22 protein-coding genes are annotated in these 26291 nt (G+C 68.6%); 12 read left to right on the top strand and 10 right to left on the bottom strand.

From position 1 onward, the window contains the following. Window positions 1–22 precede the first annotated feature (22 nt). The 3 genes from G9C85_RS05830 to G9C85_RS05840 all read left to right on the top strand — a co-directional run bounded on the left by G9C85_RS05830 (window position 23) and on the right by G9C85_RS05840 (window position 1497). Window positions 23–682, top strand: a complete 660-nt coding sequence (locus tag G9C85_RS05830; protein WP_166037812.1) for a cyclase family protein — start codon at window positions 23–25, stop codon at window positions 680–682. Between the two features lie 210 nt (window positions 683–892). Next, the gene (locus G9C85_RS05835; protein ID WP_166037814.1) at window positions 893–1129 is read left to right on the top strand and encodes a hypothetical protein; all 237 of its coding nucleotides are present in this window, start codon (window positions 893–895) and stop codon (window positions 1127–1129) included. An 80-nt stretch (window positions 1130–1209) separates the two neighbouring features. After that, window positions 1210–1497: a hypothetical protein gene (locus G9C85_RS05840; protein ID WP_166037816.1), complete on the top strand. Its 288-nt coding sequence runs from the start codon at window positions 1210–1212 to the stop codon at window positions 1495–1497. Between the two features lie 273 nt (window positions 1498–1770). Here G9C85_RS05840 and G9C85_RS05845 read toward each other — a convergent pair whose 3' ends face one another. The 3 genes from G9C85_RS05845 to G9C85_RS05855 all read right to left on the bottom strand — a co-directional run bounded on the left by G9C85_RS05845 (window position 1771) and on the right by G9C85_RS05855 (window position 5846). Then, on the bottom strand, window positions 1771–3114 hold the full coding sequence (locus G9C85_RS05845; protein WP_166037817.1) for a glycosyltransferase family 2 protein: 1344 nt from the start codon (window positions 3112–3114) through the stop codon (window positions 1771–1773). A gap of 159 nt (window positions 3115–3273) precedes the next feature. Beyond that, entirely contained in the window at window positions 3274–4524 is a 1251-nt protein-coding gene (locus tag G9C85_RS05850; RefSeq protein WP_166037819.1) for a hypothetical protein, read from the bottom strand. 104 nt (window positions 4525–4628) lie between these two features. Then, window positions 4629–5846: an NAD(P)/FAD-dependent oxidoreductase gene (locus tag G9C85_RS05855; protein WP_166037822.1), complete on the bottom strand. Its 1218-nt coding sequence runs from the start codon at window positions 5844–5846 to the stop codon at window positions 4629–4631. A gap of 208 nt (window positions 5847–6054) precedes the next feature. Here G9C85_RS05855 and G9C85_RS05860 point away from each other — a divergent pair, with 208 nt between their 5' ends. Further along, window positions 6055–6546 carry a ferritin-like domain-containing protein gene (locus G9C85_RS05860; RefSeq protein WP_166037823.1) on the top strand — a complete coding sequence of 164 codons (492 nt, stop codon included), beginning with the start codon at window positions 6055–6057 and terminating at the stop codon, window positions 6544–6546. 57 nt (window positions 6547–6603) lie between these two features. Here the strand turns inward: G9C85_RS05860 and G9C85_RS05865 are convergent, their stop codons facing one another. Continuing rightward, complete coding sequence (locus G9C85_RS05865) at window positions 6604–8469, bottom strand: glycoside hydrolase family 15 protein (RefSeq protein WP_166037825.1); 1866 nt, start codon at window positions 8467–8469, stop codon at window positions 6604–6606. Window positions 8470–8708: 239 nt separating this feature from the next. Here G9C85_RS05865 and G9C85_RS05870 point away from each other — a divergent pair, with 239 nt between their 5' ends. Together G9C85_RS05870 and G9C85_RS05875 are read left to right on the top strand one after the other, a co-directional pair. Continuing rightward, entirely contained in the window at window positions 8709–10205 is a 1497-nt protein-coding gene (locus G9C85_RS05870; protein WP_166037827.1) for an FAD-dependent oxidoreductase, read from the top strand. A gap of 80 nt (window positions 10206–10285) precedes the next feature. Further along, window positions 10286–11065 (top strand): NAD(P)-dependent oxidoreductase, encoded by a 780-nt coding sequence (locus G9C85_RS05875; protein ID WP_166037829.1) that lies wholly within the window; start codon window positions 10286–10288, stop codon window positions 11063–11065. Between the two features lie 75 nt (window positions 11066–11140). Here the strand turns inward: G9C85_RS05875 and G9C85_RS05880 are convergent, their stop codons facing one another. Beyond that, window positions 11141–13201: a hypothetical protein gene (locus G9C85_RS05880; protein WP_166037831.1), complete on the bottom strand. Its 2061-nt coding sequence runs from the start codon at window positions 13199–13201 to the stop codon at window positions 11141–11143. A gap of 541 nt (window positions 13202–13742) precedes the next feature. Next, on the bottom strand, window positions 13743–16718 hold the full coding sequence (locus tag G9C85_RS18815; RefSeq protein WP_240148781.1) for a hypothetical protein: 2976 nt from the start codon (window positions 16716–16718) through the stop codon (window positions 13743–13745). A gap of 854 nt (window positions 16719–17572) precedes the next feature. Between G9C85_RS18815 and G9C85_RS05890 the strand changes: the two genes are divergently transcribed. From G9C85_RS05890 to G9C85_RS05900, 3 genes are all read left to right on the top strand, one after another. After that, on the top strand, window positions 17573–17767 hold the full coding sequence (locus tag G9C85_RS05890) for a cold-shock protein (protein WP_166037834.1): 195 nt from the start codon (window positions 17573–17575) through the stop codon (window positions 17765–17767). 192 nt (window positions 17768–17959) lie between these two features. Further along, window positions 17960–18157: a heavy-metal-associated domain-containing protein gene (locus tag G9C85_RS05895; protein ID WP_166037836.1), complete on the top strand. Its 198-nt coding sequence runs from the start codon at window positions 17960–17962 to the stop codon at window positions 18155–18157. 177 nt (window positions 18158–18334) lie between these two features. Then, window positions 18335–19645 carry a S8 family serine peptidase gene (locus G9C85_RS05900; RefSeq protein WP_166037838.1) on the top strand — a complete coding sequence of 437 codons (1311 nt, stop codon included), beginning with the start codon at window positions 18335–18337 and terminating at the stop codon, window positions 19643–19645. A 25-nt stretch (window positions 19646–19670) separates the two neighbouring features. Here the strand turns inward: G9C85_RS05900 and G9C85_RS05905 are convergent, their stop codons facing one another. The 4 genes from G9C85_RS05905 to G9C85_RS05920 form a co-directional block, all read right to left on the bottom strand. Further along, a complete protein-coding gene (locus G9C85_RS05905) occupies window positions 19671–20912 on the bottom strand; it encodes a TIGR00300 family protein (protein ID WP_166037840.1) in 1242 nt (413 codons plus the stop codon). Between the two features lie 78 nt (window positions 20913–20990). After that, a complete protein-coding gene (locus G9C85_RS05910) occupies window positions 20991–22571 on the bottom strand; it encodes a type IV pilin (RefSeq protein WP_166037842.1) in 1581 nt (526 codons plus the stop codon). Window positions 22572–22876: 305 nt separating this feature from the next. Then, the gene (locus G9C85_RS05915; protein ID WP_166037844.1) at window positions 22877–23227 is read right to left on the bottom strand and encodes a hypothetical protein; all 351 of its coding nucleotides are present in this window, start codon (window positions 23225–23227) and stop codon (window positions 22877–22879) included. Window positions 23228–23696: 469 nt separating this feature from the next. Beyond that, window positions 23697–23981 (bottom strand): translation initiation factor eIF-1A, encoded by a 285-nt coding sequence (locus G9C85_RS05920; RefSeq protein ID WP_166037846.1) that lies wholly within the window; start codon window positions 23979–23981, stop codon window positions 23697–23699. A gap of 227 nt (window positions 23982–24208) precedes the next feature. Between G9C85_RS05920 and G9C85_RS05925 the strand changes: the two genes are divergently transcribed. From G9C85_RS05925 to G9C85_RS05935, 3 genes are all read left to right on the top strand, one after another. Then, a complete protein-coding gene (locus tag G9C85_RS05925; RefSeq protein ID WP_166037848.1) occupies window positions 24209–24682 on the top strand; it encodes a dihydrofolate reductase in 474 nt (157 codons plus the stop codon). Between the two features lie 328 nt (window positions 24683–25010). After that, window positions 25011–25622, top strand: coding sequence for a translation initiation factor IF-2 subunit beta (locus tag G9C85_RS05930; RefSeq protein WP_166037850.1), 612 nt, complete (start codon window positions 25011–25013; stop codon window positions 25620–25622). Between the two features lie 136 nt (window positions 25623–25758). After that, window positions 25759–26229 carry an Lrp/AsnC family transcriptional regulator gene (locus tag G9C85_RS05935; RefSeq protein ID WP_166037852.1) on the top strand — a complete coding sequence of 157 codons (471 nt, stop codon included), beginning with the start codon at window positions 25759–25761 and terminating at the stop codon, window positions 26227–26229. Window positions 26230–26291 lie beyond the last annotated feature (62 nt).

Below are 26291 nucleotides of genomic sequence, written 5' to 3' on the forward strand. Positions count from 1 at the left end.
CACTGTCGCCCTCGTCCCGGGCATGACGCTCTCGGACCTCACGCACGCAGTCGCCGACGGGATGCCCGTCTACCCGGACACGACGCCCGTCGAGATCGAGCAGACGACCTCGGTCGCCGCGGACGGCGCTCGCGCGCACGTCCTGACGCTCCAGACGCACGCCGGCACGCACGTCGACGCTCCGTGCCACATGCGCGACGGCGCGCCGTGTCTGGATGCGCTCGACGTCGACGACTTCCGGTTCGACGCGGTTCGCGTCGACTGCACGGACAAGGACGCCCGCGAACCAATCGGGGTCGACGACCTTCCGGAATCGGACGTCGCGGCGGAGGCGGACCTGCTCGCGTTCGCGACCGGCTGGGACGAACACTGGGGGACCGACCGCTACCGGGATCACCCCTACCTGACGGGCGACGCGGCCGCGTGGTGCGCCGAGCACGGTTGCGCGGTCGGCGTCGACGGCTTCAGTCCGGATCCGACGCCGAGCGCCGACCCCGACCGCGAGCGCGACGCGGAACCGGACGCGTACGACGCCCACGCCGCCCTGTTCGCGGCCGACCAGTGCATCGTCGAGAACCTCGCGAACCTGACCGCGCTCCCGGACTCGTTCGTCCTCCACGCGTACCCGCTCCCCATCGCGGGCGGCGACGGCTGTCCCGTCCGCGCCGTCGCCGAACACTGACCGCGGGGCACGCCGCTGCTGGCGACCACCAGTTATCGAGCGCGGCGTCCAGGCAACGCGCGCACCAACATGAACTTTTATTATAGACTGGTTCCGTTGTGGGTACACGATGACCGCAGTACACCTCGCACTCGCCCGCACCGCCACCAGCGACCGCGCCACCGCCCGATACCGCACCCCGACCACCACACCACCCACCCCGAATCCCACATGAGCACACGACCCGAACTCACGCGCGACGACGACGCCACGACCACTCGGACTGCCACGCCGACCGACTTCTCCACCGAGACCACCGGCGCCCCGCCAGCGACCGGCGACGCGCCGTCGCCCCTGGACGGCCCGTCCTGGACCGACCGCTGCAAGCGCCAGTTCGCCACCGACGACGCCGGCCGCATGCGAAACCTCGCCGACGACCGGAACCAGGCGATGCACGACGGCGTCTAGCCACCCCGTAGTCGGCGCCCCTCGGTCGAGGCTCGCGACCACCCGAGACGCCACGCCGCCGCCGCGTGCCACAGTTTCGCATGGAGAGCAGGCACTCGCAGGCCGCGGCCCTATTCGCGACCACCGCCGACGTCCAGACGGACATGGCACGACACGACTTCGGCTGGTTCGGCTGGTTCTCCGCCGCAGGATTCTTCATCCTCGGCACGCTGTACCTGCTGGACCTGGCCTTCGTAGAGGTATGGCCGTACTCGGCAACGTGGACGCTCGTCGTCGCACTGCTCGCGGGCATCGGCGCACTCGCCCTGTACTACGGGAACGACCCGACCGGCGACGAGGAAGAACACACCCGCGACACCACGCCCTGACGCCGACCGGGCGTGGTCCCGCCCCGACAGGGTCGAGACGTTCGCAACACCGTCCGTGCCGCCGCCCACCCGACCCATTCTTCGCTCACTCGTCGACGAGCGACGGCGCCACAAACGTCCCGAACCGAGCGAGACGACAACGCTGAAGGCGCGACGACGGGAACCAGCACGTGGCCGATGACGACCCCACCGGGCCGAGCACGGGGTGGCTCCCGCGCGATGACGAACCCTATGAGTACCGAGGCCATCGATTCGTCGGGAGGCGGCTCCTCGTCAGTCCTCGCTGTCGTCGACCGTACTGGTCACGTAGCGCGTCGGTCGTCGGAGGACGAACTCGTCGAGGAACGCCACGACGATGACCATGCTCTGCACGGCGGCGTAGGGCCACAGGAGCGGCGGTGCGAAGTACTCGAGGGCGCTCCGATGGTGGCCGTCCCTGGCGTCGATGGTGAGGGACGCGTACGCCGCCGCTATCGGTGCGAGGAACACGGCTACCCAGAGCCAGCGAGCGACCGCCGGAGGCACGTAGCCGTGCCAGGGAGCGAGTACCAGTAGCGGCGTAGCGAGGACGAAGAGGGGGACGGCCAGGAGCGCGCCGAGCGTAGCAGCGAAGTCGACGCGAGCGCCGAGTGCGGGCGGGCCGGAGCGGAGGGTCGTCCCGAGATAGCGGCGAGCGACCTGCATGCCGCCGCGAGCCCAGCGCTTGCGCTGGTTCCACCAGGCGGAGACGCCGACGGGGTTGCGTTCCCGCGTCACGATAGCGGGGTCGACCCTGACGCGGCCGCCGGCGCGCTGGAGGCGATAGGCCATGTCGAGGTCCTCGAGGAGGATCGACTCGTCGAAACGCCCGACGGCGTCGAGCGCGGCGGCGCGGAAGAACGCCTGTCCGCCGGTGAAGATGGCGAACCCGCCGAGGCGGTCGCGGGCGACGAACTCGGTCCGCTCGACGAGGTTGCGTTCGACGGTGGCGAGGAGCGCGACGAGCGACCCACTGGGGTTCGTCCCCAGGCACCGGCCCTTCACGCACCACACGGACTCGTCGGCGGTGAACCACCGGACTGCGCGGGCGACCGCGTCGGACTCGAGACGCTGGTCGGCGTCCAGTACCGCGACGACGTCGCCGGTGGCGGCGGTCATCGCCTGGTTGGTCGCACTCGCCTTCCCGCCCGGCGCGGCGAGACGCTCGACCGCCGTCACCGATTCGTGGGTGTCGGCCGCCGCCTCCGCGACCGCTGCGGTGCCGTCCGTCGACGCGGACTCGTACCCGACGACGACATCCAGTCGGTCCGCGGGGTAGTCGACGCGAGTGCAGGCGGCGATCGTGTCGGCGAGGACGTCCGCCTCGTTGTACGCGGTGACGACGAGGCTGACGGACGGCAACTCCACCGTCGGCGGGACGGGTGGAGGGTCGCGTCGCACGGCCGCCACCGTCGTCGCGACCAGGAGGCGACCTGCCGCGAGCACGCACCCCGCGAGGAGGGCGGTCGCGAAGACGCGGCCGTACGCCGGAACGACGAGCCCTGGCGCGACCAGGACCGCGGAGGACGCCGCCGCGACGACGCCGCTGACGACGCTCCGCGTCGAGAGGGACGTCTCGTCGGGCGTGACGGTGTCCACGCCGAGACGGAGGGGCCGCGAACGGGAAAGCGTACGGCCGGGTACCGCAGCGCGCCTCGCATCGTTCCCTGGTTTCCACCGCTTCGTCGGCCCGTGCGGCAGGTCCTCGCCGTCGAAGAGTGGAGTGCAGTGCCACGACGCGAGTGAGGGTCGGTCGGACTACGGTTCGTCGTGGAACAGCGTGAGGTGACTGACGATGGTGCGGTCCTCGAGTCCGCCGGCGAGCGCGCCGGAGAGGACGCCGATGGTGCTGATGAACGCGCCCGTGCGGACGAGGTCGACGAATCCGACCGTCGGTTCCTCGAGGCTCGGCCAGTTCGACATCAGGTTCGGCGGGAAGACGACGAGTTCGATGACGAGCATGATTCCCCAGACGAGCGCGAACAGGCCGAGCATCGCGAGGACGAGGACGAGGAAGACGGTGACGTTCACCAGGGCGGTGTGCTCGGTGACGAGGTCGTGTCGCTTCCGCGGGAACGAGAGGTTCTGGGAGAACAGGAGGTAGACGGCAGCGACGACGATGCTGACGGCGGCGAACAGGGCGGCTGTGACGTTCCCCATGTGGAAGCCGACGTCCCAGGACTCGGCGCTGAAGACGATGACGAGCGTCGGGGCGACCGCGGCCGTCGAGAGCTTCGGGAGCGACAGCGGCAGGAGTGGAGCGCGGCTGTTGCGGAGCGCCTGCGCGACCGGGCCGGGGTTCCGGACGACGCTGCGTACGTGGAACGCGAACCGGGCGAGTGGCCCGCGTGGCGTGATCTCGGTGGCGGGGATCTCGTCGGCGACGCGGTGCAGGCGCGTTTCGACGTCGGCGTCCATCGACGGGACGGCTCGTCTGTCCGGGTCGAACTGGAACGACTCCATGACGCCGTCGGCGGCGTCGCGATGGCGAGCGCCCAGGACGTGCCCGAGCAGGTGGACGAGGAGCGTCGCGCCGTTCCAGCGGACCGCCGGGTCGTCGAGCGAGCGCTGGGAGCGGTCGCGCGAGCCGCGACGGAGCTGTCGCGTGGAGACGACGGCGACCCGCGAGAGCGGAGACGCCAGTCCGGGCACGAATCGCTCTCGGCTCGAGACGAGCGGGACGTCCGTGACGACGACCACCACGTCGTAGGGGCCCTGGACCATCCGCTCCGTGGCGCGGTCGAGGAACTCCGAGGGTCGACGTCGGTCGTGGTCGGCGAGGCGTACGGCGTCCTCGCGGTAGAACCGCCAGGAGACGTCCGTCGCCGACGCCAGTTCGTCGACCGCGTCCGCGGCGGCCTGGGCGGCGAACGAATGGAGTCGCTCGGGGTCGGTCGTGGGTGCGTGCGCGACGAGCAAGCCGACGTCGACCTGGAGTTCGAGGGCTCCCTCGCACTCGGCGGCGACCAGTTCCGGGGTCTCGCGTTGCTGCGGTCGAGAGCCACTCATTCGACTGCTCGTTCGACGCGAGCGCACTAAGGGACTGTGCCAATGTCGGTCGCGGTTTCGCGTGGTGTGCCGCTACGCGCGGCCTCGCACGGCTTTCTCGCCAGCTAGCGGTTCGGTGACGGCCCGCGGAGGCCGGCGTGCACGTCGCGGTCCCGGAGGAGTCGCATCCGCGCGCGGAGGTCGTCCGCGACCGCGGGCACCGCCGACGCGTCGACGTGGGTCGTACCGTCATCGCTTCCATCGTCGTCGGAGTCGTCCGCGTCGTCGGCGTCGGCATCGTCCGCGTCGTCGGCGTCGGGGTCGTCCGCGTCCGCTACCGAGAGCGGGAAGCGGCGGAGCTGTTTGTGGAGCGCCATCCCGGCCCTGGCACCGTCGCCCATCGCAATTACGGTCTGGTTCTGGCCGTGCGTGACGTCGCCGACGGCGAACACGCCGTCGACGCTCGTCTCGTGGTCGTCGTCGACGGCGATCGCGCCGTCGTCGGCGAGGTCGCAACCGAGGGACTTCGCGAGCGACGTGTTGTATTCCTTGCCGTACACGGCGAACCCGCCCCGGTACGCACGCTCGGTGCCGTCCGCGAACGTGAGGCCGCCGAGTCGCCGTTCGTCCGCGTCGCTGCCGACCGCGTTCGCGTCGGTCGCGTCCCGGTCGGCGGCGTAGGCGCCGACGACCTCGCGGTCGACGCGGTCGACGGGATGCGCGGCGAGCTGGCGTCCGGTGTCGTCGCTCCACTCGGGGTCGTCGCCGTCGAGGAGGAGGTCGACGTCCGCGGTGAAGTTCAGCATGAGCATCGCGACCGTCGCCGCGTGGTCGTCGCACCCGAGGACGAACACGCGGCCGTCGCCGAGCACGTACGCGTCGCAGTGCAGGCAGTAGTGGAGGCCGCGCCCAGAGAACTGCTGGAGGTCGGGGACGGCCGGTTCCCGGTCCGAGAATCCCGTCGCGAGGACCACGCGCTCGGCCTCGAGCGTCGAGTGCCCGCCGGTGACGACGAACCGACCGTCGGCGTCGTCGCTCCGGTCGTCGGCGTCGTCGCGGCGGCCGTCGGCGTCGTCGCGGCGGTGGATGGCCGTCACCGAGTCCGGGTAGTAGTCGCCACCGTACTCCTCGAACTGCGCGACGGCGTGCGCCGATAGCTCCCGACCGGAGACGTCCTCTGAGACGCCGTAGAGGTTGTGGACGTGGTCGACCGCGGCGTGACGGCCGCCGCGCTCCTCGACGACGGCCGTCCGGTGCCCGAGTCGCGTCGCGTAGAGCGCGGTCGTCATCCCGGCGGGGCCGCCGCCGACGACGACGACCTCGTAAGACGTCCGGTCGTGCATGGCCACTTCCTTCGCGTGCGACCGGCGTATGCCTTCGCCCGTGTACTGCGAGACCGATCCGATCACGAGACGCTCGAAACGCCGAGGAAGCGGATGCGGGGACCGACGTCCGCCACGCTTGCTGGTGGTTTTCGCTGGAGCGAACGGCCTGCAGGTGCAACCCACTCGCTTGAGTCCGTCCCTGCTCCAACGTAGCGACGAGGACACGATGACAACAGAATCCACAGAAGAACTTCTCGTCGAAGGCCTGCAGGAGATGTACTACACGGAGAACCAGCTAATCGACGCGCTCGGGACGCTCGAGGAGCAGACGAGCGACGACGCCGCGAAGCAGGGGTTCTCCAAGCACCGCGAGGAGACCCGAGAGCACGTGAACCGCCTGGAGAAAGTATTCGAACAGCTGGACGAGAGCCCGCAGGAGAAAGAGGACATGGTCGTGAAAGCGATGATCGAGGAGCACGAGCAGTTCTCCGGCGAGAACGAGGGCGAGGTGCTCGACCGCTACAACATGGAGATCGGTCAGAAGACGGAGCACCTCGAGATCGCGGCGTATGGGAGCTTGACGTCGCTCGCGGGGAAGCTCGGGCACGACGAGGCGGCGGACGTGCTGGAGGAGACGCTCCGCGAGGAAGAGACGGCGCTGGAGGAGGTCACGAAGGCGAGCGAGCAGTTCGACCAGCAGCAGGTCGAGAGCGAGTAGTCCCGCGACGACCCGCCGGGGCTCGCGACGATCGGTGACGGTCCGCGCTGGCTTTTTTCAGCGGTCGGCGGTTACGGGGTCGCCGAGTCGGATCGCCATCGGGGGTGCGCTCGGGAAGTCGCGGCCGTTCGCCCAGCCGAGGTAGAGCGCGCTGTTGACGAGTCCGACGTGACTGAACGCCTGCGGGTAGTTCCCGAGGTACGCGCCAGTTTCCTCGTCGAGTTCCTCGGCGAGGAGGCCGAGCGAGTTCACGTGTTCGAGGAGTGCCTCGAAGCGCTCGCGGGCGTCGTCGACGCGGCCGGAGAGCGCGAGCGCGTCCACGAGCCAGCACGAGCAGAGGACGAACGCGCCCTCGTCGCCGGGGAGACCGTCGTCGCCGTCGTACCGGCTGACGAGCGCGTCGTTCTCGCCGAGTCGCCGCTCTATCGTCCGGACGGTCGCGCGGACGCGGTCGTCGTCGAACGGCAGGAAGCCGACGACGGGAAGGAGGAGGGCGGTGGCGTCCACCGTCGACCCGTCGAGCGTCTGCGCGAACGCGTCGAGGTCGTCGTCGTACCCGCGGCCGAGGACGGTCTCGCGGATCGCCTCGCGCGTCGTCCGCCAGTCGTCGACGGGCGCGTCGAACCCGCCGGACTCGGCGAGGTCGATACCGCGGTCGAGCGCCACCCAGCACATGACCTTCGAGTAGACGAACTGCTTCGGGCCGTCGCGGACCTCCCAGATGCCGGCGTCCGGGGTCTCCCAGACGTCCGCGACGTGCTCGACGATGCCGCGCACCGTGTCCCACTCGTCCGCGGAGAGGTCGTGGTCGTGCTGGTGGAGTTCGTCGACGGCGAGGAGGAGTTCGCCGTAGACGTCGAGCTGGAGCTGGTCGGCCGCACCGTTCCCGACGCGGACCGGCCGCGACTCGCGGTAGCCCTCGAGGTGATCGAGTTCGTGCTCGTCGAGGTCCGTCTCGCCGTGGAGGCCGTACAGCGGCTGGACGTCGGCGGGGTGCTTCGCCTGGCAGAGCTCGACGAACCACTGGACGTAGTCGCTCGCGGCGTCGACGTGCCCGAGGTTCGAGAGCGCCTGCACGGTGAAGCCGGCGTCGCGCAGCCAGTTGTACCGGTAGTCCCAGTTCCTGACGCCGCCGACGTCCTCCGGGAGCGACGTCGTCGGCGCGGCAGCGATGGCGCCCGTCTCGGCGTGCGTGAGGAGCTTGAGGACGAGCCCGGAGCGGACGACGAGGCCGTGCCAGGGCCCGGCGAACGCGCACTCCGCAGCGCCATCGCAGCCGTGCGACCAGTCCCGCCAGAAGGAAACGGTGTCCGCGAGCGCGCCCTCGGGGTCGGCTGCGGCGGTCTCGGCGCCCGTGCACCGCAGCAGCACCCACTCGACGTCGCCGGCGTCGACGTCGAGCGTCCCGGTCGCTCGGCCCGCGTCGGCGTCGACGTCCAGATCGAAGTCGTCTGGGACCTCGAGGACGGTGCGTTCCTCGCCGCCAGCCGCGCGAACGCCGCGGTCGGTCCGCTCGAACGCGGCGTCGGCGCGCGCGTAGTCGAACGCCGGTTCGAACTCGAGGTCGAACGTCGCCGCCCCGTCCGCGCACGCGACGCGCCGGTAGATGACCTTCTTCGGGTGGTCGAGGCCGGCGGGCGGGAGGAAGTCGGTGACGGTCGCGACCCCCTCGTCCGTTTCGAACGTCGTCTCGAGGACGTTCGTCCGGTCGCGGTACGCCTGCGACGACTCGAACGCCCCGCGCGGCGCGAGCCGGAACCGGCCACCGCGGTCGGCGTCGAGGATGCCGGCGAAGATGCTCGGGGACTCGACGTGCGGGAACGGGAACCAGTCGACGGCGCCGTCCGGGCCGACGAGCGCGCACGTCTCCAGGTTCCCGACCACGCCGTAGTCCTCGATCGGCGCGTACGAGCCGTCAGGCACCGTCTTCACCGCGTGCGACGCCCGTGACGGCGGTCGCGTCGACGGCGAGCGGCGAGGGACAGTTCATGGTGGTGGTTCGGCGACCAAACGCATAGTCCCCGACCCGGCAAACTCTTGCCGAGACCCCGATCGCGGCCGACGCAGCGCGCCGCCTCCATCGGTCGCCCGGAAGCGCCGGTAGAGGCGGCGTGTGCATAGCCTGCACAAGCGATACGCGTCGCCGCGACGACGGTCCGACCGTGCGAGACCACGATCTGCTCGTCCTGGGCGGCGGCACCGGGAACGTCGTCGCGTCGACCGCGGCCGACGCCGGACTCGACGTCGGGCTCGTCGAACGCGGACCCCTCGGCGGGACGTGCCTCAACCGCGGCTGCAATCCCTCGAAGCAACTGATCCATCACGCGAACGTCGTCGAGATCGTGCGGTCCGCGGGCGGCTTCGACGTCGACGCGACCCTGGAGGACGTCGACTTCGCGTCGATCGTCGAGGGCGTCACGGCGGCCGTCACCGGAGAGGCCGAGCGGAAGGAGGAAGCGGCGAGAGCGAACGAGAACCTGACGTTCTACCAGACCGAGGGCCGGTTCGTCGACGAGCGCGTCGTCGAGGTCGACGCCGAGGACGGCCCCGGCGGCGAGCGACTCACCGCCGACGACGTCGTGCTCGCCGGCGGGTCCCGGCCGGCCGTCCCGGACGCCATCGACGGGACGAGCGAGACCGACTTCCTCACGAGCGACGACGCCCTCAGGCTCGCGGATCGCCCCGACCACCTCGTCGTCGTCGGCGGCGGCTACGTCGCGGTCGAACTCGCTCACTTCTTCGGGCAGATGGGCGCGAGCGTGACGATCGTCGGCCACGGCGACGTCCTCCTCTCGCGCGAGGACCGCGAGATAGCCGAGCGACTCACGGACGCGTACCGCGAGCGGTTCGACCTTCACCTCGGCTATCGAGCGACCGAGATCGGCGAGGCGGACGGCGGAGGCGACGCCGGCGAGGAGCGCGTCGTCCACGCCGAGACCGAGGGCGGCGAGGAGCTCTCGGTGCGCGGCGACGAACTCCTGCTCGCGGTCGGCCGGAAACCGAATGCGGACCTCTGGAACGTCTCCGCGGCCGGCATCGAGACCGACGACGATGGCTACGTCGAGACCGACGAGTACCTGGAGACGTCGACCGACGGCGTCTACGCGATAGGTGACGTCGCGGGGAACTACCAGTTCAAGCACTCCGGCGACAAGGAAGCCGAGTACGTCGTGAACGCGGTCGTCCACGACGACCCCGAACCCGTCGAGTACCCCGGGATGGCCCACGCCGTCTTCGGGTCGCCCGAGGTCGCGAGCCTCGGCCAGACCGAGGACGAGCTCGAAGACAGTGACGGCGATGGCGGCGCCGACGGCAACGAGGACGAGGGCGGCGACGGCGCCGACCGCGAGGACGGCGACGGCGGCGCCGACCACGGGTACGCGGTCGGCACGTGCGCGTACGCCGACACCGCGCTCGGCGCGGTCGTCGACGACCGCGGCGGGTTCGCGAAGGCCATCGTCGGCGACGACGGCGAGATACTCGGCTGTCACGTCGTCGGCCCCGACGCGTCGATGCTCGTGCACGAGGTCTCCACCGCCGTCGCCGCCGGCGCGGACGCCGAGACGGTCGCCGAGACGATCCACGTCCACCCCGCGCTCTCCGAGGTCGTCCAGGGTGCGTTCCGCGACGCCGTCGACTTCGAGCTCTCCGGATTCTGAATCCGGGACTCTGCATCTGGGACCCCGACCGGCGGCTGCCAGCCACAGCCCTACCCGCGTGGCCGTCCGGCGTGGGGACGATGACGCGACTCGCACTCACCGGCGCCGCCGGCAACGTGGGGCGGGTGCTCCTCGACGCGTTCCGCGAGGAGGACGCGCTCGATGTGATACCGTTCACGCACTCCGCGCACGACGACATGGACGCCACGCGTCTGGACGTCACGGACCCCGACGACGTCGCGGAGAAGCTCGGCGCGTTCGACGTCGTCGTCCACCTCGCCGGCGCGTCCTCGCCGGACGCGGACTGGGAGACCGTCTCCGAGACGAACGTCCAGGGCACCAAGCACGTCCTCGACGCCGCCGTCGAGAACGGCATCGACAGGGTCGTGTTCGCGTCCTCGAACCACGCCGTCGGGACGTACAACGCCGCCGGCGACGACCCCGAGACCGTCACGCTCGGCGCACAGGAGACCGTCCCCGGCGACGCACCGACGGCCCCCGACTCGTTCTACGGCGTGAGCAAGGCCGCCTGCGAGAACCTGACGCGATACTACGCGCACCGCCACGACCTCGAAGTCGTCAACCTCCGCATCGGCTGGTACATGACCGAGAACGCCCTCCGCGAGGCGACCGGCGACGACGTCGACCCCGGCCGGGACCGGTTCGCGCGAGCGATGTGGTTGAGCGCACGCGACTGCGCGGACGTCCACCGGAAGGCCGCGACCGTCGACCTCCCCGAGTCGCCGGTGACGGTGAACGCCGTCTCCCGGAACGACGAGCGCTTCCTCACCGTCACCGAGGCGATGCGTCTCCTCGACTATCGACCGCGGGACAACGCCGCGGAGACCCTCGACGGCTGACGACCGTGGCGCGCTCGCCCCATCCCTCGCGGTCGTCGCGTTCGTCGCGTACGTCGCGTGCGACTGAGCCCGGTTTCAGAGCTTCTCCGCGTCCCTCGCCTGCTCCGTCCGGTTCCGTGCCTGCTGGAGGCGCTTGTCGGTCGCGAGCCCGAGGTCGTCCGGGATGGCGTCGCTCGCCGCCGCGAGCCGGTCGGCTACGAGCTGGAGGCGCTCGACGACGGTCTCGAGTTGCCTGTCCGCTCGCTCGCGGTCGCCGGCCTCGGCGCGCTCGGCGGCGCGCCGTGCGGCGTCGACGACGGCCTCGAGCGCTCGTGCGAGGCCCTTCACGGAGTTCTCGCGGCCCTCCGCGTCCTCGGTGTCCACGGCCTCGACCTGCGCCAGGGTCTCCTCGGCGACGTCCGCGACGTACGTCGCGAGCGGCGTCTTCCCGGTCGTCGCGTGCTCGACCCGGACCGCGTCCTCGTCGCCGGGATTGACGCGGAACGCGCCGACCTCGTCGTCCGCGTCCCGGACCTCGGTCGTGAACGCACCACCCCGGTGCACGTAGAGTCCGTCGCGCTCCTCCAGCGGGGCGTCGTAGAGGCGACCGGCGAAGTCGTCCTCGACCGCAACCCCCTCGAGGTCGCGGTCCGCGTCGCGGCCGTCGACGTCGAGCTTCACCGCGTTCTCGCGCGCGACGAGCGGGATCTCGCCGTCGACGCCGGCGACCGTCGTCCCCGACTCGTCCGCCGTCACCGGTTCGCTGTGCGGGGCGACGCCCGCGCCGTTCACCGCGAGCGTGTGATCGCCAGCGGGGACGTCCTGGACGGCCGCGACGCCGCGGAACGTCGGGACGGCGACGGGGTCGCTCTGCAAGAGCGCGACGGACTCGACGTCCGACGTCTCCGTCGTCAACCCCTCGCCGTCGGGCGCCTCCGACGCGGTGACGGCGTTCGTGACGAACGCGATCACCTGGTTCGTGGCCGCGGGCTCGCCAACGACGTCGTAGCGCTCGGCGAGCGCGCGCCGATGCGCCGGGTCCGTGACGTCCGACGCCGGGTTCTCGTACCGCGGGTCGTCCCACGGGACGCCGGTCGTCGTGATGTGGCTCGCGATGGCGTCCTCCGCGAACGTCGGGATCGCGAACTCGAAGCTCAACTGCGGGCCCTCGAACGCCGCGATGTGCTCGAGTTCGCTCGTGTCGACGAGGTCGTACGTCACGTCCGCGTCCGCGTCGTCGCGGCCCTCGTACTCGAACAGCAGGCCGCTCTCGCGCGACGGCAGGTCCGGGGGCGGCGACCGGAGCGCGTCGAACGACCGCACGGTCACGCCCTCCGGGACGAAGTCCGACGCGTCGACGTCCGGCAACCGCTCGTGCTCGTACACCGGTTCGCCGTCCAGTTCCGGGACCGCGAACGGGAGCGTCAGGCCCTCGTCGCGCGGCAGCCCGTACGCGAGCGGGATCTCGGCGGCGGTCTCGGCGAGCCCCTCGACGATGCTGTTCGTGACGTCCGCCACGTCGTCGTCGGTCGGGAACCGCTGGAACCGGTCCTCGTCGGCGTTCACCGACAGCCCGCTCGAGTGCGAGCCGAGCTCGGAGAGGACGCGCGGCCGCCCCTCGGGGTCCGGGTCGAGGTACTCGTTGTTCGGGACGCGCCGCGAGTGCGAGCTCGCGACGTACAACTGCGGATCGTCGCCGTCGGTGTCGACGAACGCCTGGAGGAGCTCCCAGTCGTGCCAGTGGAAGTTCGTCGTGAACTGGTCGAACGCCGAATACAACCAGAACTGGACGACCGCGAGCGTCGAGTCCTCGTACTCGCGGACGTTGAAGAACACGCGCGGCTCCGGCGGGTCGTCCGCGCCACCGGCCTCGACGTACCCGTTCAGGGCGTCGAACCCGTCGACGACGGTGTCGCCGTCGCGCTCGCTCTCGAACGGCCGCGGATCGGTCAGGAACCAGGGTTCCCGTCGGTCGAAGTAGATCGCCGGCGCGAACCGCTCGGCGAGTTCCCGAGCGCGATCGTCGGCGACGGCCGCCGTGTCGCCGTCGTCGCCCGCTTCGAGCATCGAACAGCCAGCGATCGAGGCCGCGGCCCCCGACGCCACGGCCGCGAGGACGCGCCGTCGGTCGAGTCGCGTCGGGTCGTCGACGGTCATCGCGTCGCCCTCCCCGACGGACGCGACGCCTGATCTATCGATCCGGTGGTCACGATGGCGTTGAGCGAGCGCGTGGACAAGATACCGTAGCCTAACCGGCTCCGGGTGCATAACCTCGTCCATCGCCGCAGTCGTCGCGCTCGCCGTGCGCGAGCGCCCTCGTCGATCGACGCACGCCCGATGCCCGAACGGTCAGGACGGATTCTGGTGACGGAGCTTCTCCGCCGTCGCCGCTGGTACGGGCGTCCCGCAGTCGCCGCAAACCCAGTTCGTGCGTCGACCACCGGGTCGTCGCTCCATGTCCTGCCGGTAGCGTAGCGTCGCACCGCACGTACAGTCGTAGGACGAGGACATGCGCTATCGTTCGTCCGCGAGCGGCTTCAACGCATTCGCCGATAGCGGCCGATCACGGGCATCGCTGTGATCGCGACCGCGAAAGAAAAACTGCGTCAGCGACCGCGGTGCGGGCCGGTCCCGTGGCCGTCCACGAGGCCGCTCGCACCGGGGGTCGCTCGGCGCGAACCGAACGCGACTCCGTGCCTCAGAGAGCCGCTTCCGCGGCGACCGGCACCGCCTGCGCAGCCACCGGTGCAGCCGTCACGCTCGCTGGCGTCGCAACGGCAGCGGCCGTCGCCGCCGTCACGCTCTCGGTCGTCGTCTCGTTCCCGTCCGTCTCGTTCTCCGTCCCCGTCGCGGTCTCCGTCGTCTCGTTCTCGACGGTGACGTTCGCGACGTCGATCAGCACGCCGCCGTTCACCGTGTACGGGCCGTCATCGGACCCGTTCGTCGCGACGAAGTCGTACGATTCGTTCCCGTTCGTGTCGAGGTGCGGCATCGCAACGAGCAGCTCGGTGAAGTCGTCCTCGCTGACGTTCGCGCCAGTCACGTTGAACAACTCGACGGTGACGTTCTCGTGCGTCCCCGCCTCGAGGTACTCCGAGACCCCGATGACGCTCCCGACCACGTCACCTTCGAAGAGGAACGCGTTGTGGATCGCCACGAACCCGCCCTCGGTCACCGTGACGTTCTCCACGACCACGGCCGTTCCGTTCGAGGTCTGATTCGCGAACGTCACGGACGAGACCTCGTCGGTCTCGTTCGGCATCTCCGTCTCCGTTCCAGTCTCCGTCTCCGTTCCAGTCTCCGTCTCCGTTCCAGTCTCCGTCTCTGCCTCCGTCTCCGTCTCGTTCGGCATCTCGGTTGCCGTTTCGGTCTCCGTCTCCGTCTCGTTCGGCATCTCGGTTGCCGTTTCGGTCTCCGTCTCCGTCTCGGTGCTGTCGTCGCCGTCCTCGGCGGTCACGACGGCGTCGTCGATGACGGGTTGGTCAGCTTCGACGTACGGACCGTCCGCGGACCCGTTCGTCGCGACGAAGTCGTACGTCTCGTTCCCGTTCGTGTCGAGGTGCGGCATCGCGATCAGCAGGTCAGTGAGGTCCTCCTCGCTGACGTTCGCCCCCGGCACGTCGAACAGCTCGACGGTGACGTTCTCGTGCGTCCCCGCCTCGAGGTACTCCGAGACCCCGACGACACTCCCGACGGGATCGTCCAGCAGTTCGTCGTTGTGGATCGCCACGAACCCGCCATCGGACACCGAGACGTTCTGCACGACGACCGTGCCATCCTCGGGCGCCTGATCCTCGAACGTCACAGACGCTTCCTGTACGGGCTCTTCCTCGGTCTCAGTCTCAGTCTCCGTCTCAGTCTCCGTTTCGGTCTCGGTCTCCGTCTCAGTCTCCGTTTCCGTCTCAGTCTCCGTTTCGGTCTCGGTCTCCGTTTCGGTCTCGGTCTCCGTCTCCGTCTCCGTCTCGTTACCGTCATCGCCGTCGTCGTCTGCGGTCACGACTGCGGTGTTGACGACCGCTTCGCCATTCAGCACGTATGGGCCGTCCTCGGCGCCGTCGGTCCGGACGAAGTCGTACGTCTCGTTCCCGTTCGTGTCCAGGTGCGGCATCGCGATCAACAGGTCAGTGAGGTCGTCCTCGCTGACGTTCGCGCCCGGCACGTCGAACAGCTCGACGGTGACGTTCTCGTGCGTCCCCGCCTCGAGGTACTCGGACACCCCGACGACGCTCCCGATCGCGTCACCCTCCAGCAGTTCGTCGTTGTGGATCGCCACGAACCCGCTCTCGGGCACCGTGACGTTCTCGATGACCACCGAGTCGTCCTCGAGCGTCTGTTCCTCGAACGTCACCGACGCCATCCGCTCGGGTTCCTCCTCGGTCGTCGTCTCAGTCTCGGTCTCCGTCTCCGTCTCCGTCTCCGTCTCCGTTTCCGTCTCCGTCTCCGTCTCCGTTTCCGTCTCCGTCTCCGTCTCGTCCTCGACGGTCACGAAGGCGTCGTCGACGACGGCCTCGCCGTCATCGAGGTAGGGACCGTCCTCGGCGCCGTCAGTCCGGACGAAGTCGTACGTCTCGTTCCCGTTCGTGTCGAGGTGCGGCATCGCAATCAGCGAGTCAGTGAGGTCCTCCTCGCTGACGTTCGCCCCCGGCACGTCGAACAGCTCGACGGTGACGTTCTCGTGCGTCCCCGCCTCGAGGTACTCCGAGACCCCGACGACGCTTCCGAGTGCGTCACCCTCCAGCAGTTCGTCGTTGTGGATCACGACGAACCCGCCGTCGGACACCGAGACGTTCTGCACGACCACGGTGTCGTTCTCGAGCGTCTGGTCGTCGAACGTCACCGACGCCATCGGCTCGGGTTCCTCCTCGGTCGTCGTCTCGGTTTCCGTCTCGGTCTCCGTTTCCGTCTCGGTCTCAGTCTCCGTTTCCGTCTCGGTCTCGGTCTCCGTTTCCGTCTCGGTCTCGGTCTCCGTTTCCGTCTCGGTCTCAGTCTCCGTTTCCGTCTCGGTCTCAGTCTCCGTTTCCGTCTCGGTCTCGGTCTCCGTTTCCGTCTCGGTCTCGGTCTCCGTTTCCGTCTCGGTCTCAGTCTCCGTTTCCGTCTCGGTCTCGGTCTCCGTTTCCGTCTCGGTCTCGGTCTCCGTCTCGGTCTCGGTCTCCGTCGGTTCCTCCTCTGCGGAGCTGATTCGCAGCTCTTCGACCGAGAGGCCGGTGACGACCGTCTCGCCGACGCTCAGGCTTCCGCCGGACAGCATCCCGTCGACCGCACCGGCCTCGGAGGCCGGCCCGTCGAACGTGACGCTATCCGCCTGCACGCCCACGAGCGTGATCGACGTAATCTCCGCGTTGATGGTGGCGACGTCGTCTTCGACGCTCACGGACGCCGACTCGATGCTCTCGATCTCCACCGACTCGACGGAGAAGCCCTCGACGTTCCCGCCGACCGCGGCGTCGAACGCCTGCTGGAGCGTGGCTTGCGTGCCATCGAACTCCGCCAGGTCGACCGTGAAGTTCGTGACGGTCACGTCGTTCATCGTGACCTCCTCGGCCTGTACGTTCGTCGCCGTGACCTCTTGATTCGCTGCTGTGCTCGCGTCTGTCTGTCCCGACGTGGCCGCGTTCGTCGGTGCGCCGGTCACCGCGCCGGCGACGCCGATTCCGAACATGACCGCGACGACCATGGTCAGTGTGACGAGTTTTCCACGTGTTGTCCGTTCGTCTATCATGCTTTCGACTATTTCGCCGCGAGGCGTTTTGTTATGCAGCGGGCCAACCTCGGTAACCGAAGAGAGTGAAAGCGCTACGCGAACGTTACCGCAAACTCCCTTTTCGCTGTCATCTCCGGCGAAACGTATCGACGGGAACGGGCGATAGCGATAACTCGACCGTACCTCGAACTGCGGTCGCGACGGGCCGCGCTCGAACCGCCAGTAACCCGCCGTTTTCGCCAGCACGAAGAGAAACGTGGCGGCTCCAGGACTGGTCCGGAAGCCGACCGATACCGTCGGACGGACGACCACGCCACCACGGTTAGGGCGTGTCGAACGACCGATGGAGTGGCGACGGCGTCGCGGGAGACCCGAGCACAGACGACCGTCGAAGCGGTGAGTCCGAGTATGCGGTCGACCGCGATCGCGACGATTCGTGAGCGGACGTCCAGTGTCAGCGTGGATGTGAGACATCCGAGCGACGGGCGCTCCCGGGACAGCGACGCTTCGCGCTCGCACTGGCAGGCCAGCGCGCCGGGTGGTGGCGTGCGAACGAGAGTCAGGGGACGCCGGGGCGAGGGGCACGACCCGAACCGACCCACTGGACGGCCGTGCGTGGGGGTGACTGGCGTGCAGTGGCGAAGTGGGGATACCGACAGTGATCGAACCATGTCTTCCCGTCCGGTCGGCAAATCTCGCCAAGTCGCGCCGTTATAGAACAAATATACAGAACTAACCCCGTATCGCGCACGTTCGCCCGTAATTTTTCCCGTTTGGAATACAAACACGGAACGCTTATACGCGTACTCGGGGTAGGATAAATCGTAATGGCAGAAGGTAAGGTTGATTTCTTCAACGACACTGGCGGTTACGGTTTCATTTCCACCGAGGACGCTGACGACGACGTTTTCTTCCACATGGAGGACGTTGGTGGCGAGGACCTGACGGAAGGCACCGAGATCGAATTCGACATCGAACAGGCCCCCAAGGGCCCGCGCGCGAAGAACGTTCTTCGCGTCTAACGCAGGTCCCAACAGTCGCCAGCGCGACTTTCAGACCGCGATTTTACGACGCTCACGTCCGACAGCCGGCGCGTCGTCCACCGGGACGGCCGCGGCGTCGCGAGCGACGGCCTCGCACCGCTCGCTGACCGCCAGGTCAGTGGCGTCCGCGCGTCCGTCAGTCGTTTATGCCTGCATCGTCGAGCCTCGTGTATGAGCACGACCATCACCGTGACCGGGATGTCCTGCGAGCACTGCGAGGAGACCGTCGCTGACGCGCTCGCCGACGTCGAGGGCGTCGCGTCGGTCGACGTCGACCGCGAGGCCGAGTCCGCGACGGTCGACGGCGACGCGGACCCGAACGCGCTCGTCGCGGCCGTCGAGGACGCCGGCTACGACGCCAGCGCCTGATCGACGGCTCGGCCCACGTCGACGCCGCCGGCGACGCCGACGCGCTACTACGGGCCCGTAAAGACCCAATGTGAATTTCCAATCGTCATTTTCGGTACAGATAGCCGTTGCTTCCGTTTCGGTTGCTATTGGTATGCATGCAATACCAATATGGTATCCGTTCGCATGGACGAGCGCATGCCAAACGTCAACAGGCGAACGTTCCTGACAGTGAGTGGCGCAACACTCGGCGGCATCGCCACGGGCACCAGCGTGACCGCGGCCGTGCGAACCGACCGATTCCTCGTCGAGACGAAGGGCAAAGGCGGTCTCCGAGGCCTCGACGTCGTCCACGAGATGCCCGGCGTCGACTTCGCCGTCGTCCGCGGATCGAAGAACGAACTCCGACGCCACAAGCGCGTGAAAGACTTCGCGCCCGACGTCGAGATCGAACTCGACGACCCCGACGTGAACGCGCGAGCGCCGACCGTCGAGGAGACGTCGGTCGAAGACGAAGATCTCTACCCACTCCAATGGGACAAGCAGGACCTCGACGTCGCGACGGCCCACGAGACGACGAAGGGCGAGGACACACGCGTCGCGATCATCGACACGGGCGTCGCTGCCGGCCACCCGGACCTCGAGGTTAACGAAGACGTCTCAAGGAATTTCACCGGCGACGACCTCGGCTCGGCGAACGCGGCTGGCGGCTATCACGGCACGCACGTCGGTGGCATCGTCGCCGCGCAGGACAACGGCAAGGGCGTTATCGGAACTGCGTCCGAGACGGACCTCGTCGACTGTCGCGTGTTCTCGCCGAACTCGCTCGCATCATTCGGCGACATCCTCGCTGCCATTGTCTACAGCGCGGGAATCGACGCGGACGTCGCGAACCTCTCGCTCGGTGCGTACCCCGTCTCTAGGAAGGGTAACGGGCAGTTCTACGGGAAGACCCTCAACAGCGTGATGACGCACGCAAACAAAGAGGGGACCCTTCTCTGCATTGCCGCCGGCAACGACAGCGCGGACCTCCAGCACGACGGGAACGTCATCAGCCTCCCGAACGAGGGAGCGCAAGCGTGTAGCGTCGCCGCGACCGGCCCGATCGGGTTCAACTGGGGGGAGGAACGCCTCGACGCACCGCCGGAGAGTCCTGCGTTCTACACGAACTACGGGACGAACGCGATCACGCTCGCGGCACCCGGCGGTGACGCCGACCTTGAGACGACCAATCCAAATTATTACTTCGACCTCGTTCTGAGCACAATTGCAGAACCCGTCTTCGAGGACGGAACATATACTGGAGCGGACTACAGCTACGGATGGGCGGCCGGAACGTCCATGGCCGCGCCGAACGTCGCCGGTGCGGCAGCGCTCGTCAAGAGCGCGAACCCGAACTACACCGCGAACCAGGTCGAGAGTGCGCTCAAGCGCGCGGCGGACGTACCCGAGGACTACGACAAGGCGTACTACGGGAGTGGCTACCTGAACATCCTCGACGCGCTCTGAACCCGACGTCCGGCCGCGGGCGCTCCTATTCGTCGTCCTGGTCGATGAGTTTGTCGGCGAGCGTCGGGACGAACGTGCCGACGTCCGTGACCATCCCGACCGCCTGCGAGGAGCCCCGGTCGAGCAGTTGCGTGACGGTGGACGGGTCGATGTCGACGCAGATGACGGGCGTCGTCGACGGCAGGCAGTTCCCGACGGCGACGCTGTGGAGGAGCGTCGACAGCATGATGACGACGTCCGCCTCGTGCGCCTGGTCGCGGATGGCGTTCTGGGCCTCGACGGCGTCCGTGATCGTGTCCGGGAGCGGGCCGTCGTCGCGGATGCTCCCAGCGAGCACGTAGTCGACGTCCTGTTGGACGCAGTCGTACATGACGCCGGAGTCGACGACGCCGTCCTCGATCGCGGCCTCGATCCCGCCGGCGCGGATCACTTCGCTGATCGCGTAGATGTGGTGCTTGTGGCCCTTCCGCGGGCTCTCGAGGGTCTCGACGTTCAGCCCGAGGCTCGTCCCGTAGATGTTCCGTTCGATGTCGTGCACCGCGAACCCGTTCCCCGTCGAGAGCGCGTCGACGTACCCCTCGCGGACGAGGCGCGCGAACTCCGGGCCGGCGCCCGAGTGCAGGAGCGCCGGGCCGGTGACGGCGAGCACGGTCCCGCCGTCGGCCTTCGCCTCCCGGATGACGTCCGCGACGTCCTCGATGAGGCTCTCGCTCGGACGTTCGCTCGACACGCCGCCCTGCATGAACCCGAACGGACCGCTCCCGCCCCGGGGACGGTCCGGCGGGTCGACGCGCACCCCGAACTCGTCGGCGACGACGAGGTCGCCCGCCTCGATCGCGTTCAGGACCTTCGTGTACGCACGCGGCCCGCCGTCGGCGTCCGGGTCGACGACGACCGCGCAATCCATCTCGATGCGTTCGACGTCCAACCACTCGTCGTCGTGCCGGACCTGCGTCGGATGGTTCGTCGTCGAGTAGAACCCCTGTGGGACGACCTGGTCCGCGGGCGCCGGCTCGAGACGTGCGTCCCGCGGGTTCGGGACGTGCGCGCCCGTCTGGTGGAGTTCGTGCAGGATCTCGTGGAGGGTCTCCTCGTCGTCGGCCATCACGAGCATCCGACAGTACGACTCCGCGTGCTTGTGGCGGCCGACGTCGAACTGCTCGACGTCGAAGTCCCCACCCAAATCCATGATGGTCGTCATGCACCGCTGGAGCGTCCCCGAGTCGATGACGTGCCCTTCGACCTCGATGGCGCGTGCGACGGTCATGGGCGTACGGACGACGACGGGGGCCTTGAGGATTCGGCTCCCGGCCGAACCGCGTCAGGCGTCGACGGTCGCGACGCGTCAGCGGGCGCGGCGAATCGAGTAGTCGTCGTAGTCCTCGGGCGCGTAGTCCCCGCAGTCCTCGCCGTCGATCGTCGACGAACTACAGGAGAAGGACCCGCCCTCGAAGACGTCGCCCCCAATGGTCGCGTCGTCGACGGTCGTCTCGCCCGCTCCCGCGACGTCGCCACCGACCGTCGACGACGAGACTCCGACGTCGCCAGCTGACTCGACGCTCCCGTCCACCGTGGTCGAGGACTGGACGGTGACGTCCGAGTCTCCGTCGACGCCGCCGGACACGGTCGACGAGGAGACGCCGATCTCGTTCCCGGCGACGTCCCCGGCGATCTCCGTGCTCGAATCCACCGTGACGTCGCCGTCCGAGTCGACGCCGCCCTCGACCGTCGCGCCCGACACCGACGCGTCCGAGTCCGCGTCGACGTCGCCGGCGACGGACGACCCGGCGACCCCGACCTGGTTCCCGTCGATGCCGCCCGAGATCGACGTACTGGAGTCGACGGTGACGTCGCCGTCGGATTCGACCGTGCCGACGAGGCTCGCACCCGACGCCGTCACGTCGTCGTCCGCGGTGACCGACCCCTGGACGGTACTGCCTGAGACGTCGACGCTGCTCGTCGAGTCGACCGATCCCTCGACCGTGGACGCGTCGACGGATACCTCGTCCCCGTCGAGGTCGCCGCCGATCCGCGACCCCGAGTCCAGGGTGACGTCGTCGTCGGCGTCGACGTCGCCCGTCACCTCGCCGTCCGAGAGGTCGACGTCCTCCGTCGCCGTGACGGACCCGTCGATCGCCGAGTTCGTGAGGTCGACCTCGTCGCCCGCGGCGTCCCCGTCGATGCTGGAGCCGGTGTCGAGCGTGAGGTCCCCACCGGAGTCGACGGGGCCCGTGACCTCGGTGTCCTCCAGGTCGACGTCCTGGGGCGACGTCACCGTCCCCTCGACGAGCGCGTTCGCGAAGTCCGCTTCGCCGTCCGCTGTGACGTCGCCGTACACGTCGCCGTCGTCGAACGTGACCTCCTCGCCGTCGACGTCGCCGACGACTGCGCCGCCGTCCTCGACGGTGACGTCGCCGTCCGTGACGACGTCGCAGTTCACGACGATGCCGTCGACGGTGACGTCGTCGGTGCCGCCGTTCGTCTGGTCGTCCACCCACTCGCAGCCCTCGTCGGGCGTGACGGGGAGCGGTTCGGCGTCGAACGTCGCGACGACGTAGCTCTCGCCCGTGTCGCTGTAGTACAGTATGCTGATCGTCTCGGCGAGCGGCGTGACGTTCACGGCCGTGCTCGCGGTGAGCGTCTTCGACGCAAGTACCGACTGGTTCGCGACCCCTTCGACGACGACGCGGCCGTCGCCGTCGCCGATGGCGTCGCCGCCGAGGTGCCGTAGCTCGTAGCCGCTCCCGGCCTCGTCGGGCGTCAGTTCGAGTTGGGCCTGCGGCGTCGGATCGGTCTCGCCGCCGAGTCCGTACACCATGAACAGCAGGACAGCTGCCAGCGTGACGACGATCGCCAGGACGAGAACGCCACCGACGACTGGCGACACCGCACGCTCAGCGCACTCGGTACGGCCACCCGAACGCATCGGTCGATATCGACGGTCCTTCCAAATCAGCGTTGTGGCAATCCAGGTGGTACTCGTCGCGCGCGCCCGAGTCCGCGACCACCCATCGGTCTCGGTGGGTGTGCGACGGTGAGGCCTACTCGGACTCTCGTCTTTCGGGAGGTACGGGAGGACTGGAGTGCCGCGAACGCGATCCGGACGAGGAAGAATCGATCCCTCGGAGCCCCGTTCCAGCGCTCGCCGCAGGCGTCGGTCGCCGGTCGGCCGCGACGCCACCGCCGTCTACTCGGTCTTCGTCTCCTCGCCGGCCGCGATGCCACCGAAGTCTACTCGGTCTCCGTCTCAGTTCCTTCGCCGGCCGCCGTCTCGGTATCCTCACCGACCTCCGTCTCGGTGTCTTCGCCCATCTCCGTCTCAGTATCCTCACCGACCTCCGTCTCGGTGTCTTCGCCCATCTCCGTCTCAGTATCCTCACCGACCTCCGTCTCGGTGTCTTCGCCGACCTCCGTCTCCGTACCGTCCTCTTCCTCGGTCAGTCCGTCGTCTTCCTCGGTGCCACCAACGGGGTCGGTCTCGTTGTCACCGGTCTCGGGGCCGGCACAGCCGGCGACGCCGACCGCGAGCGCAGTCGTGAGTCCAGTGACGAGCTTCCGTCGAGTGAGTTCGCGTCGTGTCATCGACCGGGATTCAGCCCCGGACGGAATTGGTTATTGGGAGGATAGCGACGGCAACGACGAAGTTACGGACGACGGATAGATCGTTCGTTTCGTTCAGCGACCGTAGGGTTGCGTTAGCTCGATGCGACGGCGAACAGCGGTTCCCCGCGATGCGTTACCGGCCCGGCGGACGACCGACCGGATCGAAGTCGAGTCGATAGCGGCGGTTGAAGCGCTTCACGTCCCGACCAGTCGCTTACCGAACCGTTCACGCCCCTGATCTACCCGCTCACGCGTTGCAGACGTACTCGTGCTCATGGACGTCGGTGGTCTCGCCGCGCTCGCGGACGATCCAGTGGAGCCGAGCACGAGGTCCGCGTCCGCCCCGAGAATCGCGCTCGCTGGAGAGCCGGATCCTCGAGTCGTAGTATCGGCCGAGCTATCGCTGTCCGCGTCGGGTCGCGGGAGTCGAACGTCCAGAAATCAGCTGTCAGTCGATGTGGCCTTCCGCCCGGAGCTGGTCCGCGTCCTCGTCGGTGTACCGCCATTCGACGTTCGCCTTCTCGTCCTGCCAGTCCCACGGTTCCGCGATGACCACGTCGCCCTCGTTGATCCAGACGCGGTACTTCATGCGACCGGGGATCCGGCCCATTCGGTCCTCGCCGTCGGCGCATCGCAGTCGTACGTGATTGCCGCCGTTGTGCTCTGTGACCACGGCGAACACCTCGTCGTCGTTGGGCATTCGAAGGTTCTTGCGCCCAGTATTTTCACTCACAGTCGTTACTGGAGAGGGATAGACTTAAGTATGTTGATTGGCATGCGAGCACGTGTCATCGGTGCGTCTCGGGCACTCAGACGACCGCTTTCGGGCGTTTCGGTGAGCGGCCACTCGCGACTGTCGTCGTTCACCCCGGGTGAACGAACGACGGGTCGTGCCCCGTAAGATGGAGGCGACCGTCGCCGACCGGGACGTTCACGGCACCAGCAGTCGTAGTGGCCAGCATGGAGATCGTCAGCGTCGCCGCCGTCGCCGGGAACGGCGTCATCGGAGCGGGCGACAGACTACCGTGGGACCTGCCCGAGGAGGTGCGGCGGTACCGCGAGCGCGTCGCCGACGACCCGGTCGCGATCGGCCGCCGGACGTTCCAGATGTTCGACGACCTGCCCGGACGCGAGCAGATAGTGCTCTCGCGGACCGAGCGCGACTGGGAGCGACCGACCGCACACCACGCCGGCGGCGTCGAGGACGCCATCGACGTCGCCAGCGACCTCGACGGCGACACGCTCTACGTCCTCGGCGGGAGCGCGATCTACGAGGCGTTCCTCGACGTCGTCGACCGGCAGCTCCTCAGCCGCGTCCACGGCGAGTACGACGGCGACGCGCACTACCCCGAGTTCGACCGCGACGAGTGGACCCTCGCCGGCGAGACCGAGTACGACGGCTACACGCTCGAGGAGTGGGTGCGCGCGGACTGACGGCGAAGGCACGTCGAACGGTTCGACGGCACCGCCGGCGCGTGACGCGTAGCGGCGGTCTGCGCCTCACGCGTAGCGGCGGTCTGCGCCTCACGCGTAGCGGCGTCTGCGCCTCACGCGTAGCGGCGTCTGCGCCTCACGCGTAGCGGCGTCTGCGCCTCACGCGTAGCGGCGTCTGCGCCTCACGCGTAGCGGCGTCTGCGCCTCACGCGTAGCGGCGGTCTTCGAGTGACACGTAGCGGCCGCGTTCCGCGTGCAGCGCACTGCGCGTGCGGCGCGCCCACGCACGTCTCGGAGGGGCTTTACGTCCCCGTGGTCTTTCAGTGGTATGGAATACGCTACAGCGCTCGACAGAGCCTACGACGTGCTGCCCGAGACACCGCGAGAGGGTGGCGACCGCCTCCAGGTCCCCGACCCCGAAGGCCAGACCGACGGGGCGTTCACGCGACTCACGAACCTCGAAGGCATCTCGAAGGCGCTCTCGCGCGAGGCCGACCACCTCCACCGGTCCATCCAGCGCGACCTCGGGACGAGCGGCCAGTTCGACGGCTCCACCGCACGCTACAGCGGGTCGTTCGACATCGCGGACTTCCAGGCCGCGATCGACGCGTACGTCACCGAGTTCGTCACGTGCTCCGAGTGCGGGCTCCCCGACACGAAGCTCGTCACCGAGGACGGCGTCGACATGCTCCGCTGCGAGGCCTGCGGTGCGTTCCGGCCGGTCGCGAAGTCCTCCTCGAAGTCCTCCTCGACGGTGAACGAGGACGTCGAGTCCGGGCGCACGTACCAGCTCAAGATCACCGGCACGGGCCGGAAGGGCGACGGCGTCGCGAAGAAGAACGGCTACACGATCTTCGTCTCCGGCGCTCGCGAGGGACAGGTCGTGGACGCGTTCGTCGAGTCCGTCAGCGGCGACCTCGCGTTCGCCCGCCTCGCCTGAGGACCGCTCGCGGCCTCGCTTCTCCCTTTTTGTCTCGGACGAACCGGTCGATTCGCTCGGGGGGCGTAACCGAACGACGGTAACCCGTAACGAAACTGGGATAATCGGTTTTCGCCGTGGCTCGGTAGTCCAGTGCATGCCCGAGCGTCCCGTCGACGCCGTCGACCGAGCCATCCTCCACCACCTCCAGGAGAACGCGAGGAAGCCGATCACCGAGATCGCCAGGGCGGTGAACGTATCGGACAACACCGTCAGGAACCGGATCGAGCACCTGGAGGAGACGGGCGCGATCCAGGGGTATCGCGCGGACGTGGACTACGACGCCGCTGGCGTCCAGCACTACTACGTGTTCGTCTGCACGGCACGCGTGCAGCGACGCGAACAACTGGCGGAGAAGGCGCTCGAACGCCCCGGCATCGTCGAGGCGGTCACGCTGATGACCGGGCGAGAGAACGTCTACCTCTTGGCCGCCGCGGATGACAAGGACGGCATGACCGACCTCGCGTACGAACTCGACGGGCTAGGGCTCGACATCGTGCATGAGAACCTCGTCCGGGAACACGTCTCCCAACCACTCGACCTCTTCGAGCAAGCGTTTGGCCAGTAACCGCCACCAGCGACGCCGTTTCGTTCCCAGCCCGAGGTTCGAAATCTGAAGCCTACTTATAC

The organism is Halorubellus sp. JP-L1, assembly GCF_011440375.1.
GTDB lineage: Archaea > Halobacteriota > Halobacteria > Halobacteriales > Natrialbaceae > Halorubellus.

What these genes read in the sequence shown, in the direction of transcription:
- G9C85_RS05830 (WP_166037812.1), top strand. Translation starts at nt 23, where the DNA reads ATGACGCTCTCGGACCTCACGCACGCAGTCGCCGACGGGATGCCCGTC.
- G9C85_RS05835 (WP_166037814.1), top strand. Translation starts at nt 893, where the DNA reads ATGAGCACACGACCCGAACTCACGCGCGACGACGACGCCACGACCACT.
- G9C85_RS05840 (WP_166037816.1), top strand. Translation starts at nt 1,210, where the DNA reads ATGGAGAGCAGGCACTCGCAGGCCGCGGCCCTATTCGCGACCACCGCC.
- G9C85_RS05850 (WP_166037819.1), bottom strand. Translation starts at nt 4,524, where the DNA reads ATGAGTGGCTCTCGACCGCAGCAACGCGAGACCCCGGAACTGGTCGCC.
- G9C85_RS05855 (WP_166037822.1), bottom strand. Translation starts at nt 5,846, where the DNA reads ATGCACGACCGGACGTCTTACGAGGTCGTCGTCGTCGGCGGCGGCCCC.
- G9C85_RS05860 (WP_166037823.1), top strand. Translation starts at nt 6,055, where the DNA reads ATGACAACAGAATCCACAGAAGAACTTCTCGTCGAAGGCCTGCAGGAG.
- G9C85_RS05875 (WP_166037829.1), top strand. Translation starts at nt 10,286, where the DNA reads ATGACGCGACTCGCACTCACCGGCGCCGCCGGCAACGTGGGGCGGGTG.
- G9C85_RS05880 (WP_166037831.1), bottom strand. Translation starts at nt 13,201, where the DNA reads ATGACCGTCGACGACCCGACGCGACTCGACCGACGGCGCGTCCTCGCG.
- G9C85_RS18815 (WP_240148781.1), bottom strand. Translation starts at nt 16,718, where the DNA reads ATGGTCGTCGCGGTCATGTTCGGAATCGGCGTCGCCGGCGCGGTGACC.
- G9C85_RS05890 (WP_166037834.1), top strand. Translation starts at nt 17,573, where the DNA reads ATGGCAGAAGGTAAGGTTGATTTCTTCAACGACACTGGCGGTTACGGT.
- G9C85_RS05895 (WP_166037836.1), top strand. Translation starts at nt 17,960, where the DNA reads ATGAGCACGACCATCACCGTGACCGGGATGTCCTGCGAGCACTGCGAG.
- G9C85_RS05900 (WP_166037838.1), top strand. Translation starts at nt 18,335, where the DNA reads ATGCCAAACGTCAACAGGCGAACGTTCCTGACAGTGAGTGGCGCAACA.
- G9C85_RS05905 (WP_166037840.1), bottom strand. Translation starts at nt 20,912, where the DNA reads ATGACCGTCGCACGCGCCATCGAGGTCGAAGGGCACGTCATCGACTCG.
- G9C85_RS05910 (WP_166037842.1), bottom strand. Translation starts at nt 22,571, where the DNA reads ATGCGTTCGGGTGGCCGTACCGAGTGCGCTGAGCGTGCGGTGTCGCCA.
- G9C85_RS05915 (WP_166037844.1), bottom strand. Translation starts at nt 23,227, where the DNA reads ATGACACGACGCGAACTCACTCGACGGAAGCTCGTCACTGGACTCACG.
- G9C85_RS05925 (WP_166037848.1), top strand. Translation starts at nt 24,209, where the DNA reads ATGGAGATCGTCAGCGTCGCCGCCGTCGCCGGGAACGGCGTCATCGGA.
- G9C85_RS05930 (WP_166037850.1), top strand. Translation starts at nt 25,011, where the DNA reads ATGGAATACGCTACAGCGCTCGACAGAGCCTACGACGTGCTGCCCGAG.
- G9C85_RS05935 (WP_166037852.1), top strand. Translation starts at nt 25,759, where the DNA reads ATGCCCGAGCGTCCCGTCGACGCCGTCGACCGAGCCATCCTCCACCAC.